This window comes from Mycobacterium sp. NGS58, assembly GCF_059812385.1.
Genome location: NZ_JCALCO010000016.1, coordinates 1 through 15,770, shown reverse-complemented (window position 1 = coordinate 15,770; position 15,770 = coordinate 1). Strand labels below are relative to the sequence as shown.

At 66.4% G+C, this 15,770-nt stretch carries 13 protein-coding genes and 1 pseudogene; 9 read left to right on the top strand and 5 right to left on the bottom strand.

Annotation, left to right across the window (positions count from 1 at the left end; translation table 11 throughout):
• Positions 1-2 precede the first annotated feature (2 nt).
• Positions 3-2,582 (bottom strand): nitrite reductase large subunit NirB, encoded by a 2,580-nt coding sequence (nirB, locus tag AC5Y4H_RS16060; RefSeq protein WP_499983171.1) that lies wholly within the window; start codon positions 2,580-2,582, stop codon positions 3-5.
• Positions 2,583-2,809: 227 nt separating this feature from the next.
• Here nirB and AC5Y4H_RS16055 point away from each other — a divergent pair, with 227 nt between their 5' ends.
• Positions 2,810-3,250 carry an Hsp20/alpha crystallin family protein gene (locus tag AC5Y4H_RS16055; protein ID WP_499983170.1) on the top strand — a complete coding sequence of 147 codons (441 nt, stop codon included), beginning with the start codon at positions 2,810-2,812 and terminating at the stop codon, positions 3,248-3,250.
• A gap of 69 nt (positions 3,251-3,319) precedes the next feature.
• On the opposite strand, the gene AC5Y4H_RS16050 is transcribed toward AC5Y4H_RS16055, so the two are convergent.
• Positions 3,320-4,081, bottom strand: coding sequence for an isocitrate lyase/PEP mutase family protein (locus AC5Y4H_RS16050; protein WP_499983169.1), 762 nt, complete (start codon positions 4,079-4,081; stop codon positions 3,320-3,322).
• A 106-nt stretch (positions 4,082-4,187) separates the two neighbouring features.
• On the opposite strand from AC5Y4H_RS16050, the gene AC5Y4H_RS16045 reads away from it, so the two are divergent.
• The 5 genes from AC5Y4H_RS16045 to AC5Y4H_RS16025 all read left to right on the top strand — a co-directional run bounded on the left by AC5Y4H_RS16045 (position 4,188) and on the right by AC5Y4H_RS16025 (position 8,405).
• A complete protein-coding gene (locus tag AC5Y4H_RS16045) occupies positions 4,188-4,493 on the top strand; it encodes an Rv0250c family protein (protein ID WP_064953694.1) in 306 nt (101 codons plus the stop codon).
• An 81-nt stretch (positions 4,494-4,574) separates the two neighbouring features.
• Positions 4,575-5,402 carry a succinate dehydrogenase subunit SdhC gene (gene sdhC / locus AC5Y4H_RS16040; RefSeq protein WP_499983168.1) on the top strand — a complete coding sequence of 276 codons (828 nt, stop codon included), beginning with the start codon at positions 4,575-4,577 and terminating at the stop codon, positions 5,400-5,402.
• Positions 5,403-5,445: 43 nt separating this feature from the next.
• Complete coding sequence (locus tag AC5Y4H_RS16035) at positions 5,446-7,365, top strand: fumarate reductase/succinate dehydrogenase flavoprotein subunit (RefSeq protein ID WP_499983167.1); 1,920 nt, start codon at positions 5,446-5,448, stop codon at positions 7,363-7,365.
• A complete protein-coding gene (locus tag AC5Y4H_RS16030; RefSeq protein WP_067123930.1) occupies positions 7,362-8,108 on the top strand; it encodes a succinate dehydrogenase/fumarate reductase iron-sulfur subunit in 747 nt (248 codons plus the stop codon). Before AC5Y4H_RS16035 ends, AC5Y4H_RS16030 begins: the two co-directional genes overlap by 4 nt.
• A 132-nt stretch (positions 8,109-8,240) precedes the next feature.
• On the top strand, positions 8,241-8,405 hold the full coding sequence (locus tag AC5Y4H_RS16025) for a hypothetical protein (protein ID WP_499983166.1): 165 nt from the start codon (positions 8,241-8,243) through the stop codon (positions 8,403-8,405).
• Positions 8,406-8,429: 24 nt separating this feature from the next.
• Here the strand turns inward: AC5Y4H_RS16025 and AC5Y4H_RS16020 are convergent, their stop codons facing one another.
• Positions 8,430-8,918: a flavin reductase family protein gene (locus AC5Y4H_RS16020; protein WP_067123936.1), complete on the bottom strand. Its 489-nt coding sequence runs from the start codon at positions 8,916-8,918 to the stop codon at positions 8,430-8,432.
• Positions 8,919-9,001: 83 nt separating this feature from the next.
• Positions 9,002-10,033, bottom strand: a complete 1,032-nt coding sequence (locus AC5Y4H_RS16015; protein WP_499983165.1) for an isopenicillin N synthase family dioxygenase — start codon at positions 10,031-10,033, stop codon at positions 9,002-9,004.
• Positions 10,034-10,233: 200 nt separating this feature from the next.
• Between AC5Y4H_RS16015 and AC5Y4H_RS16010 the strand changes: the two genes are divergently transcribed.
• On the top strand, positions 10,234-12,069 hold the full coding sequence (locus AC5Y4H_RS16010) for an acyl-CoA dehydrogenase (protein WP_499983164.1): 1,836 nt from the start codon (positions 10,234-10,236) through the stop codon (positions 12,067-12,069).
• Between the two features lie 327 nt (positions 12,070-12,396).
• Here the strand turns inward: AC5Y4H_RS16010 and AC5Y4H_RS16005 are convergent, their stop codons facing one another.
• Positions 12,397-13,731, bottom strand: coding sequence for an acetyl-CoA C-acetyltransferase (locus tag AC5Y4H_RS16005; protein ID WP_499983163.1), 1,335 nt, complete (start codon positions 13,729-13,731; stop codon positions 12,397-12,399).
• A 147-nt stretch (positions 13,732-13,878) separates the two neighbouring features.
• Here AC5Y4H_RS16005 and AC5Y4H_RS16000 point away from each other — a divergent pair, with 147 nt between their 5' ends.
• Both AC5Y4H_RS16000 and AC5Y4H_RS15995 read left to right on the top strand, forming a co-directional pair.
• Positions 13,879-15,243: a 3-oxoacyl-ACP reductase gene (locus AC5Y4H_RS16000; protein ID WP_499983162.1), complete on the top strand. Its 1,365-nt coding sequence runs from the start codon at positions 13,879-13,881 to the stop codon at positions 15,241-15,243.
• 9 nt (positions 15,244-15,252) lie between these two features.
• A pseudogene (locus AC5Y4H_RS15995) lies at positions 15,253-15,770 on the top strand (dehydratase); the annotation flags it as partial.

Below are 15,770 nucleotides of genomic sequence, written 5' to 3'. Positions count from 1 at the left end.
CCTCATTTCTCCGTTGTCGCTTCACGGATCCGCGGCATGCCAATGGACACAGGGATTTTGCGGCCGGCGTGCTCGGTGAACGTCACCGTCGAGTCGACGGCGTCCGGGGCGTTGACGAACGACACGAACCGCGACAGCTTGTCCGGGTCGTCCAGCACGCCCTTCCATTCGCACTTGTAGTTCTCAACGTGCCGCTCCATTGCGGCTTCGAATTCCCCGGCCAGGCCGAGCGAGTCGTCGCACACGACCTCGCGCACGTGGTCGAGCCCACCGTCGAGCGAGTCCACCCAGGGCGCCGTGCGTTGCAAGCGGTCGGCCGTCCGGATGTAGTACATGACGAACCGGTCGACGTAGCGGACCAGCGTTTCGGTGTCCAGATCGCTGGCCAGCAACTGCGCGTGCTTGGGCGTCATGCCGCCGTTGCCCCCGACGTACAGATTCCAGCCCTTCTCGGTGGCGATCACGCCGACGTCCTTGGACCGGGCTTCGGCACACTCCCGCGCGCAACCCGAAACGCCCATCTTGATCTTGTGCGGCGCCCGCAGGCCGCGGTAGCGCAGTTCCAAATCGATGGCCAGCTGCACCGAATCCTGCTGCCCGTAACGGCACCAGTCGGTGCCCACGCAGCTCTTCACGGTGCGCAACGCCTTGCCATACGCGTGGCCGGATTCCATTCCGCCGTCGACCAGGCGCTTCCAGATCTCCGGAAGTTGGTCGACCCGAGCGCCGAACATGTCGATCCGCTGCCCGCCGGTGATCTTGGTGTAAAGCCCGAAGTCCTGGGCGATCTGGCCGATCAGAATCAGATGCTCCGGCTTGATGTCACCTCCGGGAACCCGGGGCACCACCGAGTAGCTGCCGTTCTTCTGGATGTTGGCCAGGAAGTGGTCGTTGGAATCCTGCAGCGAGGCCTGCTCGCCTTCGAGGATGTGGTCCGACCCGGTGGAGGCCAAGATGGAGGCGACCACGGGTTTGCAGATGTCGCAACCCCTTCCACGACCGAAGCGCTCCAACAGCCCGGAGAAGGTGCGGATCTCGGTCGCGGAGATGATCTCGAAGAGCTCCGCCCGCGACTGGCTGAAGTGCTCACACAGCGCCTTGGACTGTTCCACGCCCTCGGCTTCCAGCAGCTGCTTGAGCAGCGGGACGCACGACCCGCACGAGGTGCCGGCCGTCGTGCACGCCTTGAGCGCGGGGACATCGGCGCAGCCGTCGGCGATCGCGCACTTCAAATCGCCCTTGGTGACGTTGTTGCACGAGCAGATCTGCGCCGAATCCGGAAGCGCCCCAACGCCCAGCGCGGTACCGGTGCCAGAGGAGGCGGGCGCGATCAGCGCCAGCGGGTCGCCGGGCAGCTCGCTGCCCACCATGGGCCGCAGCACGCCGTAGGACGAGGCGTCGCCGACCAGCACACCGCCGAGCAGCGTCTTGGCATCGTCGGAGAGCACGAGCTTGGCGTAGGTGCGGTTGACCGCATCGTTGATGGCGACCTCGAGGCAGTTTTCGGTCGTCCCCATCGCGTCGCCGAAGCTGGCCACGTCGACGCCCAGCAGTTTGAGCTTCGTGGACAGGTCGGCCTCGCCGAACTCCGCGACGCCGTCCAGCAGCCGGTCGGCCACCACCTCGGCGGAGGTGTAACCCGGACCCACCAGGCCGTAGCACCGACCGCCGATCGCGGCGACCTCACCGATCGCGTAAATGTCGGGATCGCTTGTCTGACAAGCCACGTCGGTGAGCACCCCGCCGCGCTCGGCGCGCGTCAGCCCGGCGGCGGTCGCCAGCTCGTCGCGTGGCCGGATGCCTGCCGCGAAGATCACCAGACCGGCGTCGATGACCTGGCCATCGGTCAGGCTCACCCGCACCGAGGTGGTGCCGTCCGAATGGTCGACCGCCTCGATCGATTCCGTTCCGGTGCCGACGTGCACAGCGATGCCGAGTTCGCCGATCATCCTGGCCAGCAGCCCACCTCCGGCCTCGTCGATCTGCTGGGCCATCAGTCGCGGCATCATCTCGACGACGTGGGTCTGCAACCCGAACTGGCGCAGCGCATTAGCCGCTTCCAGCCCGAGCAGGCCGCCGCCGATCACGACACCCGCGGTGACGTGTGAGGTTTCGACCGTGCGCTGGGCGTCGCGGCGGATGGCGTCGAGGTCGTCAAGCGTGCGGTACACGTGGCATGCGGGCAGATCGTGGCCCGGCACCGGCGGCACGAACGCGTACGACCCGGTCGCCAGGACCAACGTGTCGTATTCGTGCCGCTGACCGTCCGCCGTCACCACCGTCTTTGCGCCGCGGTCGATTTCGGTCACGCGCCGGTTGAGCACGAGCCGGACCCGCTCGTCACCCTCGTAATCGTTACCCGGCAATGCCAGTAGCTTGCGATCCCAGCTTTCGGTGTAGGAGGTCAACCCGACGCGGTCGTACGCCGCATCGTTCTCCTCGGCGAAAACCGTGATGCGCCACAGCCCCTCGGTGTCACGGGCGCGCAGCGCCTCGACGAATCGGTGCCCCACCATGCCATGTCCGACTACGATGATGTGACGAGGCGCACAGCTGGCACGCGAAAACCCGTCTGCAGACATGGCTTTGAGAGTAACGGCCAGAAATTACGTTCTTTTCGCGCAATGTGACGGTCCTATGACGAGGATCTCACAACTCACAGGAAGGTCTGTGATTGATCGTTCGCTGCAGGCGAACGACGAGGTGGAACTTTAGTGGGGTCGACTCATGTTTCTACTTGTAGCCGGTCGCACCAGCACCGGTCACAGGAATCTCACAATCAAGCTCAAGGAATTGGAAGGGAAGCGCCATGAGTAGCCTCGCATTGTGGTCGCGGCCGGCCTGGGACACCGACCGGTGGTTGCGCGACTTTTTCGGACCCGCCGCCGCGGCGGACTGGAATTCCTCGGCGACCAGCGGTTTCAAACCCGCCGCCGAGATCGTCAGGGACGGCGACGACGCGATGGTACGGGTCGAGCTCCCAGGTGTTGACGTCGAGCAGGACGTCAACGTGGAGGTCGACCGCGGACGACTGGTGATCCACGGTGAGCACCGCGATCAGCGTTCGGAAGAGAAGGAAGGCCGCACGCTGCGGGAGATTCGGTACGGCTCGTTCCGCAGGTCGTTCCAGCTGCCCGGCCACGTCACCGGCGACGCCATCACGGCGACCTATGACGCCGGCGTGCTGACGGTGCGGGTCGCCGGTGCGTACGCCGACAACCAGGCGCAGCGCATCGAGATCACCAGATAATCTCCGCCCGGTTCGGAGATAGGCAGTTGAATCCGGCGGAGTCGCAACGACTTCGCCGGATTCGGCATGTCAGCCCCAGCGGGCGAGCAGCTCCTTGGCCCGGGTCGCCAAGGCTGCCTGGAGGAACGGCCCGAAGCTGATGCGCGCCACACCCAGCGGACCGAAGGACGCCGGGTCGTCCTGGTCGGGCAGCGCGATCGCGTTGACGGGCAACTCCAGTTCGGCGGTCAAACGCCGCAACGTGTCGGGGTCGTGGCGCCCCACCGGATAGAGCACGTCGGCGCCGGCGGCCGCCGCCTGATTCAGGCGTGTTACCGCCCGCTCGACGCGATCGGACGCCTCGCCGTCCTGACGCAGGAACAGATCCGTCCGGGCATTGATGACGACGTGCACCCCCGCCGCGTCGGCGGCCGACCGCAGTTGGCCGACCAACTCGGCGTGTTCGCCGGCCGACCGCAACCGCTTGCCCTCCGAGTGCACGGTGTCCTCGATGTTCAGCCCGACGGCCCCGGCGCCCAGCAGGCCCTCGACCAGCCGGGCCGCGGGCTGGCCGTAGCCGGATTCGATGTCCACCGACACCGGGACGTCGACGGCGGCGGTGATTTGTGCGACCCGGCTCAGGACATCGTCGAACGACATGCCCTCGTTGTCGGGTTTGCCGATCGAGTCCGCCATCGGGTGGCTGCCCACGGTGAGCGCGGCGAATCCGGCGTCGGTGGCCAACCGCGCCGACCAGGCGTCCCACACGGTCGGCAGGATGACCGGGTCCCCCGGCCGGTGCAGTTCCAGCAGCGTGGCGGCCCGCTCGGCCGGCGTGGCGCGTGCCGTCATGAGTGTCTGCTCCCTCGACATCCGGGCTCAACGGTCTGACGTGCGGCGTGTGCCGTGGATAGTATCGAGGGCGTACTGTGATCCGAAACACTGCCGAGGAGATCCGTTGACGAGCACGACTGGCACGACCGAATTCGCCGAACTCCACGACCTCATCGGCGGGCTGCGACGGTGCGTGAGTTCCTTGCGGGCCCGGTACGGCGACAGCCCGGCCATGCGGCGCATCGTCATCGACGCCGACCGCATCATGTCCGACGTCGACCTGCTCGACACCGACGTGTCCGAATTAGACCTTGCCGGCGCCACCGTGCAGCAGTCCGGCGAGAAGATCGTCATTCCAGACACCCAGTACGACAGCGAATTCTGGCGCGATGTCGACGACGAGGGTGTCGGCGGTCACAACAGGGCCTGAACAACCCAAGCCCCCCAGAAATGGGGGGCTTGGATCTGTGTACCCTTCGACCTACAGCCCGTTCGAAGAGGAACACACTAAATGAGCGCACCCACGGCGAACCGTCCTGCGTCCGGTGTCTTTTCACCCACGCGCGCCCGTATCCAGCAACGCACCCTCCGTACCGACCGGTGGTGGATGTCGCCGCTGCGAATCGATCTCGGCTTCGCCGCGTTCATTATTTATGCGACCGCGCGGGCGTTCCAGCGGGGTGACTTCTTCGTCGCGCAATACCACTACCTGACGCCGTTCTACTCACCGTGTCTCAGCAACGCTTGCGGCGGCGCCAGCGACTTCTGGCCGCAAATCCTGCCGAACGTCTGGTGGCTGCCGTTCGCGGCGCTGACACTGCCGTTCCTGCTGCTGTTCAGGCTGACCTGCTACTACTACCGCGGCGCCTACTACCGTACGGTTTGGCAGTCGCCCACCGCCTGCGCGGTGGCCGAGCCCCGCGTGCACTACAGCGGCGAGACCAAACTCCCGCTGATCATTCAGAACTCACACCGCTACTTCTTCTACATCGCCGGAATCATCTCGGTGATCAACACCTACGACGCCATCGTCGCGTTCCACTCCGACAGCGGGCCCGGCGGATTCGGGTTTGGCCTGGGCAACGTGATCATGGTCGGCAACGTCATCATGCTGTGGATCTACACGCTGTCCTGCCACTCGTGCCGGCACATCACCGGCGGGCGGCTCAAGCACTTCTCCAAGCACCCTGTGCGGTATTGGATCTGGACCCAGGTCAGCAAAATCAACACCCGGCACAAGCAGTACGCGTGGATCACGCTGGGCACCCTGATGCTCACCGACTTCTACATCGCACTGGTCGCTTCCGGCACCATCCCTGACCTGAGATTTGTTGGCTGACAAGCCATCTCGAAATAATCAGAATTTAGCTAGCGAGGGTTTCATGGTTGAAATCGAGCGGCACACGTACGACGTGGTCGTGATCGGTGCCGGCGGCGCCGGACTGCGTGCGGTGATCGAAGCGCGCGAACGGGGTCTGCGGGTCGCGGTGGTGTGCAAGTCTCTGTTCGGCAAGGCCCACACGGTCATGGCCGAGGGTGGCTGCGCGGCGTCGATGGGCAACACCAACCCGAAGGACAACTGGAAGACCCACTTCGGCGACACGATGCGCGGCGGGAAATTCCTCAACAACTGGCGCATGGCCGAACTGCATGCCAAGGAGGCCCCGGACCGCGTCTGGGAGCTGGAAACCTATGGCGCGCTGTTCGATCGCCTCAAGGACGGCAAGATCAGCCAGCGCAACTTCGGCGGGCACACCTACCCGCGGCTGGCCCACGTCGGGGACCGCACCGGCCTGGAACTGATCCGGACCATGCAGCAGAAGATCGTTTCTTTGCAGCAGGAGGATTTCGCCGAGCTCGGCGACTACGAAGCCCGAATCAGGGTGTTCGCCGAAACGACGATCACCGAGCTGGTCAAGGACGGCGACGCCATCGCCGGAGCGTTCGGCTACATCCGCGAAAGCGGAAACTTCATCTTGTTCGAGGCGCCCGCGGTGGTGCTGGCCACCGGCGGCATCGGCAAGTCGTTCAAGGTCACCTCGAACTCGTGGGAGTACACCGGCGACGGCCACGCACTGGCCCTGCGGGCGGGTGCGTCGCTGATCAACATGGAGTTCGTCCAGTTCCATCCGACGGGCATGGTGTGGCCGCCGAGCGTCAAGGGGATCCTGGTCACCGAGGGCGTTCGCGGTGACGGCGGGGTCCTGAAGAACTCCGATGACAAGCGGTTCATGTTCGACTACATCCCATCCGTGTTCAAGGGGCAGTACGCCGAGACCGAGCAAGAGGCCGACCAGTGGCTCAAGGACAACGATTCGGCCCGCCGCACTCCGGACCTGCTGCCGCGTGACGAGGTCGCGCGCGCGATCAACTCTGAGGTCAAGGCCGGGCGGGGCAGCCCGCACGGCGGCGTCTTCTTAGACATCGCCTCGCGGCTGACGCCGGCGGAGATCAACCGACGCCTGCCGTCGATGTACCACCAGTTCAAGGAGCTGGCCGGCGTCGACATCACCAAGGAGCCGATGGAAGTCGGGCCGACCTGCCACTACGTGATGGGCGGCGTCGAGGTGGACGCCGACACCGGCGCCGCCACGGTTCCCGGGCTCTTCGCCGCCGGCGAATGCTCCGGCGGCATGCACGGCTCGAACCGGCTCGGCGGCAACTCGCTCTCGGACCTGCTGGTGTTCGGCCGGCGGGCCGGTCTGGGCGCGGCCGACTACGTGCGCGCCCTGAGCAGCCGTCCGACGATCGCGGACGGAGCCGTCGAGGCCGCCGCGAAGCGCGCGCTCTCGCCTTTCGATGCGCCGGCCAACGGTGCGGCCGGGGAGAACCCGTACACCCTGCAGCTGGAGCTGCAACAGTCGATGAACGACCTGGTCGGCATCATCCGTAAGTCCGACGAGATCACGGAGGCCCTGGCGCGGCTCGACAAGCTGCGTGCGCGGTTCAAGAACCTCCACGTGGAAGGGCAGCGTCGGTACAACCCGGCCTGGAACCTCGCCATCGACCTGCGCAACATGCTGCTGGTCAGCGAATGCGTCGCCAAGGCCGCGCTGCAGCGCACCGAGAGCCGCGGCGGCCACACCCGCGACGACCATCCGTCGATGGACTCGTCGTGGCGCAAGGTGCTGCTGGTGTGCGAGGCGGCCGATGGCGACGAGGTGATTCCCGACATCACCATCACGAAGAAGGAGCAGACGCCGATGCGGCCCGATCTGCTGGAGCTGTTCGACATCGCCGAGCTGGAGAAGTACTACACCGACGACGAACTCGCCGGGCACCCAGGACGGAGTGGCAAATGACCTACAACGCGACGATGCGGGTGTGGCGCGGTGACGACGCCGACGGTGGTCTACAGGACTTCACGGTTGAGGTCAACGAGGGCGAGGTCGTCCTCGACATCATCCATCGCCTGCAGCAGACCCAGACGCCCGACCTGGCGGTCCGGTGGAACTGCAAGGCGGGCAAGTGCGGCTCCTGTTCGGCGGAGATAAACGGCAAGCCGCGGCTGCTCTGCATGACCCGGATGTCCACGTTCGCCGAGGACGAGGTCGTCACGGTCACGCCGCTGCGGACTTTCCCGGTGATCCGCGACCTGGTCACCGATGTCTCGTTCAACTACGAGAAGGCCCGTGAAATACCGTCTTTCGCGCCGCCCAAAGACCTACAGCCCGGGGAATACCGGATGGCGCAGGAAGACGTCGGACGCTCCCAGGAGTTCCGCAAGTGCATCGAGTGCTTCCTGTGCCAGAACGTATGCCACGTGGTCCGCGACCACGAGGAGAACAAGAAGGCGTTCGCCGGCCCGCGCTTCCTGATGCGCATCGCCGAGTTGGAGATGCACCCGCTGGACACCCGCGACCGCCGCAACGACGCTCAGGACGAGCATGGCCTGGGCTACTGCAACATCACCAAGTGCTGCACCGAGGTCTGCCCCGAAAACATCAAGATCACCGACAACGCGCTGATCCCGATGAAAGAGCGCGTCGCCGACCGCAAGTACGACCCGGTGGTGTGGCTCGGCAACAAGCTGTTCCGTCGCTGAGCTGCCACGCCGCCCTGATCCGGGCCGATCCGGTCAGTGCACGTTAGGCCTTCCGAGCACCCGGGTAACCAAACTGCATCCTGTCGGGCCGCCCCCGCGCGGCCGTGTACCAACGACCGGAAGGGCAGTTCATTGAAACCCACGCGAGAAACCGCCAGCATCAACAACATTCGCACCGCTATTCGGCAATTGTCGGTCCGCGCCCAGCTCGCGACCAAGGAGGGCCGGTACACCGACGCCGCCGAACTCGAGAGCCGCATCCAGGGCTTTCGGGAAGAACTGAGCCACCGCCCGTAGCCGTCGGGCGTCAAGGCGCGAGGATCACGCGCCGAGACGGCGAAAGACGCTCCGATGAAACACGATGGGCGCCACTTCGGCGTCCACCGTCACCTCGCTGACCCGCAACACCACGATGGTGTGATCGCCGGCCGGGATGAGCTGCTCGATCGCGCTTTCCAGCCAGAGGCCGGTGCCCTTGATGAACACCGCCCCGGTGGACCGCGAGACTGTCTCCAAGCCCGCGAACCGGTCGCCGGTCTTGGCGGCCAGCGAGCGCGCGGCCTCGTCATGCTCCTCGCCGAGCACGCTGATGCCGAGCATCGGCAGATCCTTGAGTTTGGGCCACGTCGTCGAGGTGTTCTGCACGCAGAACGACACCAACGGCGGATCCAGCGATACGGGCACAAAGGTGCTGGCCGCCAGGCCTTCCCGGGTTCCATTGACCTCGGCGGCGATCGCCACCACACCGGACGGGAAATGACCGAAGGCCTCCCGAAGTGACGACGCTGTCAGCTTGTTATTCGAGTTCACCGGACTTATTCGCCCCTAGAGCCGGAGACGGGACTTGTCGGGTCCGACCCTACCCGGCGGCACTCACCTGGGCACGGCCGCCCTTACCCGTTTTCTAAGCGTTCTGCCGAATATCCATGCGCCGCGGCAACATCCGGATGGGCCCGCAGCCTGCTCTTCCAGGCGTTGCGGCCATAGACCGCGAAGATCGGATCAGCCGGGTCGTCCACTCGCTGCGCGCGCGCGTCGAGTTCGTCGGGCAGCGACAGCACCGGTATCCGCGCCTCCAGGCGTGGATTGAAGAAGAAGGGCACCGAGATGCGGTCGCGGGGCGGCCCCTGCAGGTTGACCCGGTGCTGAGTGGCCCGTAAGTATCCGCGCGTAGCCACCTCCAACAGTTCACCGATGTTGACGACGAATGCGCCGTCGCGCGGCGGGACGTCGATCCAGCCGCCGTTCGAGTGGCCGATTCCGGGGGGCAGCACCTGCAGGCCCGCGCTGCCCGGCTCGGCCAGCAACAGCGTCAGCACCCCGGAGTCGCGGTGCGCGCCCACGCCCTGCGGGCCGGCCGCGCGGCCCGGGTAGCGAATGATCTTGATCAGCGTGGCCGGCGCGTCGGCGAAGGCCGCATCGAACACATCGGCCGGACTGCCCAGCGAGGCCGCCCAGTGCGGCAGCAGCGTGCGGGCCACCGCGGACAGCGCGGCGTCCCACTCCCCGACGATGCCCGGCAGTTCCGGCAGGGCGGCCGGCCACTGGTTGGGACCCTGCAGCCACCGATAGTCGGATGCGTCCAGGCCGCCGATCGCCGGTCGTTCCGGCCCGATGTCGATCTGCTCGCGCCAATCCACCGCACCGAGGGTCAACTCGCCGCCGAGTCGCGTGTAACCGCGGAAATGGGGGCTGCGCACCATCGCGACGGCGTCCTTCTCTCGTTGCGGCAGCGCGAAGAGCCTGCGGGCCGCGTCCAGGACCCGCGTCACCAAGTCTGGCGCAACGCCGTGACCGGTGAGATAGAAGAACCCGACCTCGTGGCCGGCCGCGCGCAAGCCGTCCCGGAGGCTGCCCGGGTCGGCACGCAGGTCTACCGTCGGCAGCTCCGAAGGCGGCGCAGTGACGGCGCGCACATCGGTCATGTGCGCGTCATCTCCGCAGGTAAATCGGATTTCAACCGCATGACCTGCAGCTTCCCAACCAGTTGGTTAATTAGGCAATGAAATCTAGCTCACATTGGCTTGCATACCGCTGACGCTAGCGATATTTTAGCGGTGTTACTGGTGGGTAACTTAGACCTAGTACCCAACCACAAGTGGCATTCTCAACGAGGAGGACCGTAGTGAGCCACTACAAGAGCAACGTCCGCGACCAGGCGTTCAACCTGTTCGAAGTTCTGGGCGTTGACAAGGCATTGGGCCAAGGCGAGTACAGCGATCTGGACGCCGACACCGCCCGCGAAATGTTGAACGAGATCAGCCGGCTGGCCGAAGGGCCGGTCGCGGCGTCGTTCGTCGAGGGGGACCGCAATCCGCCGGTGTTCGACCCGGAGACGCACTCGGTGACCCTGCCGGAGTCTTTCAAGAAGTCTGTCCAAGCCGTCATCGAGGCGGGTTGGGACAAGGTCGGCCTTGACGAGGCCCTGGGCGGAGTGCCCGCGCCCAAGGCGCTGTTGTGGGCCCTGCACGAGCACCTTCTGGGTGCCAACCCGGCCGTCTGGATGTACGCCGGTGGGGCCGGCTTCGCCCAGATCCTGCACCACCTCGGCACCGACGAGCAGAAGAAGTGGGCCGAACTGGCCGCCGAGCGCGGCTGGGGTTCGACCATGGTGCTCACCGAGCCGGACGCCGGCTCGGACGTGGGCGCGGGGCGGACCAAGGCAGTCCAGCAGGAAGACGGTTCCTGGCACATCGACGGTGTGAAGCGATTCATCACCTCCGCCGACTCCGGCGACCTGTTCGAGAACATCTTCCACCTGGTGCTGGCGCGCCCCGAGGGTGCCGGACCGGGCACCAAGGGCCTGTCGCTGTTCTTCGTGCCTAAGTTCCTGTTCGACTTCGAGACCGGCGAGCTGGGCGAGCGCAACGGCGTCTACGTCACCAACGTCGAGCACAAGATGGGCCTGAAGGTATCGGCGACGTGCGAGCTGAGCTTCGGCCAGCACGACGTCCCCGCCAAGGGCTGGCTGGTCGGCGAGGTGCACAACGGCATCGCGCAGATGTTCGAGGTGATCGAGCAGGCCCGCATGATGGTCGGCACCAAGGCCATCGCGACCTTGTCGACGGGTTACCTGAACGCGCTCGAGTACGCGAAGTCTCGCGTCCAGGGTGCCGACATGACCCAGATGACCGACAAGACCGCACCGCGGGTGACCATCACGCACCACCCGGACGTGCGCCGCTCGCTGATGACCCAGAAGGCCTACGCCGAGGGTCTGCGCGCGCTGTACCTGTTCACGGCCACCTACCAGGACTCGACCGTCGCCGAGGCACTGCACGGTGTCGACGCCGAGCTGGCGGTCAAGGTCAACGACCTGATGCTGCCGGTCGTCAAGGGTGTGGGCTCGGAGCAGGCATACGCCAAGCTCACCGAGAGCCTGCAGACCTTCGGTGGCTCCGGCTTCCTGCAGGACTACCCCATCGAGCAGTACATCCGGGACGCCAAGATCGACTCGCTGTACGAGGGCACCACCGCGATCCAGGCGCAGGACTTCTTCTTCCGCAAGATCGTCCGCGACAAGGGTCAGGCGCTGGCCCACGTGTCCGAGCAGATCCAGAAGTTCGTCGACAGCGAGTCCGGCAATGGCCGCCTGAAGACCGAGCGGGAGCTGCTGGCCAAGGCGCTGGACGATGTTCAGGCGATGGCGGCGACGCTGACCGGCTATTTGATGGCGGCGCAGGAGGACGTGACCAGCCTGTACAAGGTGGGCCTGGGCTCGGTGCGCTTTCTGATGAGCGTCGGTGACCTGGTCATCGGCTGGTTGTTGCAGCGGCAGGCGGCGGTCGCCGTGGCGGCGCTCGACGCCGGCGCCAGCGGCGAGGAGAAGTCCTTCTACGAGGGCAAGGTCGCGGTGGCATCGTTCTTCGCCAAGAACTTCCTGCCGATGCTGACCAGCACTCGTGAGGTCATCGACACGCTGGACAACGACATCATGGAGCTCGACGAGGCCGCCTTCTAGGCCATCCTCGAACGCCACGCGCAAATCCCCCGCTTCGACCGCGAAGCGGGGGATTTGTTCGTTTGGCGGAGCCGCGGCACAGCCCGCTGAGCGACAAAAAGGCCGCCGCTGGATCCCCTCACTCCAGCGGCGGCCCTTTCCGTACGCCGGTCCGTGGCGACGGCCGACGCTCGCACTAGGGGGATGCCCCGTATTGCCGTCGGGGTCGGGGGGTCAGACCACAACACGGGGCCATCCGGTGGGTCGAATACCCGCGCCCCCAGGGGGCTAATCAGGTGTGACTCATTACGAGCGCCGAGCCCAGGCGACTGACGTGCCGCCGGACCGTCAGGCCTCCAAGATCGCGGCGACGCCCTGGCCGCCGGCCGCACAGATCGAGACCAGGGCGCGCACGGTGCCGCCGCCCTTCTGCTCGGCCTTGCGCTGGGCGAGTTGCTTGGACGCCTGAGCCAGGATCCGTCCACCGGTGGCCGCGAACGGGTGGCCGGCGGCCAGCGAGGATCCGTTGACGTTGAGCTTGGACCGGTCGATCGAACCCAGCGCGGCGTCCAAGCCGAGGCGCTCCTTGCAGTACTCTTCGGATTCCCACGCCTGCAGGTGACACAGCACCACCGACGCGAACGCCTCGTGGATCTCGTAAAAGTCGAAGTCCTGCAGGCTCAGGCCGTTGCGGGCGAGCAGCCGCGGCACCGCGTACGTCGGAGCCATCAGCAGGCCGTCGCGCCCGTTGACGTAGTCGACCGCTGCGGTCTCCGAATCCACCAGGTAGGCCAGTGGGGTCAACGAATGCGCGGCCGCCCACTCGTCGCTGGCCAGCAGCGCAACCGACGCGCCGTCGGTCAGCGGAGTCGAGTTACCGGCCGTCATCGTCGCGTCACCGGCCTTGACGCCGAACACCGGACGCAGCTTCGCCAGCTTTTCCGCCGACGAGTCCGCGCGCAGGTTGTCGTCGCGGTACAGCCCCAGAAACGGCGTGACCAGGTCGTCGAAGAAGCCGCGGTCGTAAGCGGCGGCCATGTTGCGGTGGCTGGCGGCGGCCAGCTCGTCCTGGGCGACGCGGCTGATGCCCATCTTCTTGGCGGTCAGCGCCTGGTGCTCCCCCATGGACAGCCCGGTACGGGGTTCGCTGTTGACCGGAATCTCCACGCCCAGCGTCGCGGGCAGCGTGCCCGCCAGCTTCAGCCGTTGCACGTTGGACTTGGCGCGGCGCAGCTTGAGCAGCGTGCGGCGCAGGTTGTCGCCCAGTCCGATGGGTGCGTCAGAGGTGGTGTCCACACCACCGGCGGCGGCCACGTCGTAGCGGCCCGCCGCGATGCCCTCGGCGGCGTTGACCGCCGCCTGCAGCCCGGTCCCGCAGGCCTGCTGCAGGTCGAATGCGGGCGTGTAGGACGACAGCTGCGAGCCGAGCACGCATTCGCGCGTCAGGTTGAAGTCCCGGCTGTGCTTGAGGACGGCGCCGCCGATCACCACACCCAGCCGCTCGCCGGCCAGCCCGAAGCGATCCACCAGCCCTTCCAGGGCGGCGGTGAACATGTCCTGATTACTCGCCTCCGCATACGCGCCGTCGGATCGGGCGAACGGGATGCGGTTGCCGCCCAGGACGGCAACGCGTCGCCGCTCTGAACTGCGCTGCTTGCTTGCCTCGGAACTTGCAGGGGCCACTGTCTTCTCCGTGTTCTGCGGTCTGGTTTGGGATTCGCCCGTCTGGGGCCATACTACCCACTGTTCTTACTCTGCAGTAAGTTCGTTCTCGATACGGTTGTGCTGTAGGCATACCCCGACTTCGAAAGAACATGGAAGGTAGCTCCAGTGGCTCCCAAGGCTTCATCCGATCTGTTCTCTCAGATCGTCAACTCCGGTCCTGGATCGTTTCTCGCCAAGCAGCTCGGCGTTCCCCAACCCGAGACGCTGCGCCGCTACCGGGCCGGTGAACCGCCACTGGCCGGCGCCCTGCTGATCGGCGGGGAGGGCAGGGTCGTCGAGCCGCTGCGCGCCGCGCTGGACGCCGATTACGACCTGGTGGGCAACAACCTGGGCGGTCGATGGGCCGACAAGTTCGGCGGCCTGGTGTTCGATGCCACCGGCATCACCACACCCGAGGGGCTCAAGGGGCTCTACGAGTTCTTCACTCCGCTGCTCCGCAATCTGGGTCATTCCGCCCGCGTTGCCGTGGTCGGCACCACGCCCGACGCGGCCTCCAGCCCGCATGAGCGGATCGCCCAGCGCGCGTTGGAGGGCTTCACCCGCTCGCTGGGCAAGGAGCTGCGCAACGGCAGCACGGTGGCCCTGGTCTATCTGTCGCCGAACGCCAAACCCGCCGCGACCGGCCTGGAATCGACGATGCGGTTCATTCTGTCGGCCAAGTCCGCCTACGTCGACGGCCAGGTCTTCTACGTCGGTGACGCCGACTCCACGCCCCCGGCGGACTGGGAACGCCCGCTGGACGGGAAGGTCGCCATCGTCACGGGGGCGGCCCGGGGAATCGGCGCGACGATCGCCGAGGTCTTCGCCCGCGACGGCGCGCGCGTGGTCGCGATCGACGTGGAATCGGCCGCCGAGGCGCTGGCCGAGACCGCCAGTCGGGTCGGGGGCACCGCCTTGTGGCTCGACGTCACCGCCCCTGACGCCGTCGACAAGATCACCGAACACCTGCGCGAACACCACGGCGGCCGCGCCGACGTGCTGGTCAACAACGCCGGCATCACCCGCGACAAGCTGTTGGCCAACATGGACGACGCCCGATGGGACGCCGTCCTTGCGGTCAATCTGCTTGCGCCCCTGCGACTTACCGAAGGTTTGGTATCCAACGGCACGCTCGGCGAGGGCGGCCGGGTGATCGGCCTGTCGTCGATGGCCGGCATCGCCGGCAACCGTGGCCAGACCAACTACGCGACAACGAAGGCCGGGATGATCGGCCTCACGCAGTCGCTGGCCCCGGAGCTCTACGATAAGGGCATCACGATCAACGCCGTCGCGCCGGGATTCATCGAAACCCAGATGACGGCCGCCATCCCGCTGGCCACCCGCGAGGTCGGACGCCGGATGAACTCGCTACTGCAGGGCGGGCAGCCGGTGGACGTCGCCGAAACCATCGCCTACTTCGCCAGCCCGGCCTCAAATGCGGTGACGGGCAATGTCATTCGCGTGTGCGGCCAGGCCATGCTAGGCGCATAGGAGAACGTCATGAATCAGCCAAGCGGCCTGAAGAACATGCTGCGCGCGGCCGCCGGTGCCCTGCCGGTGGTGTCCCGTGGAAGCGAGCTGCCCACCCGCACGGTGACCATCGAAGAGCTGCCGATCGACCGGGCCAACGTGGCCGAGTACGCGGGGGTCACTGGGCTGCGGTATGGCAATCACGTCCCGCTGACCTACCCGTTCGCGCTGACCTTTCCGGCGTTGATGTCGCTGGTCACCGGGTTCGACTTTCCTTTCGCAGCAATGGGATCGGTGCACACCGAGAACCACATCACGCAATACCGTCCGATCGCGGTCACCGATACCGTCGGCGTGCGCGTGCACGCCGAGAACCTGCGCGAACACCGCAAGGGCCTGTTGGTCGATCTGGTGACCGACGTCAGCGTCGGCAACGACACCGCCTGGCATCAGGTGACCACCTTCCTGCACCAGCAGCGGACCAGCCTGTCCGACGAACCCAAGCCGCCCCCGCAGAAGCAGCCCAAGCTGGCGCCGCCGTCCACCGT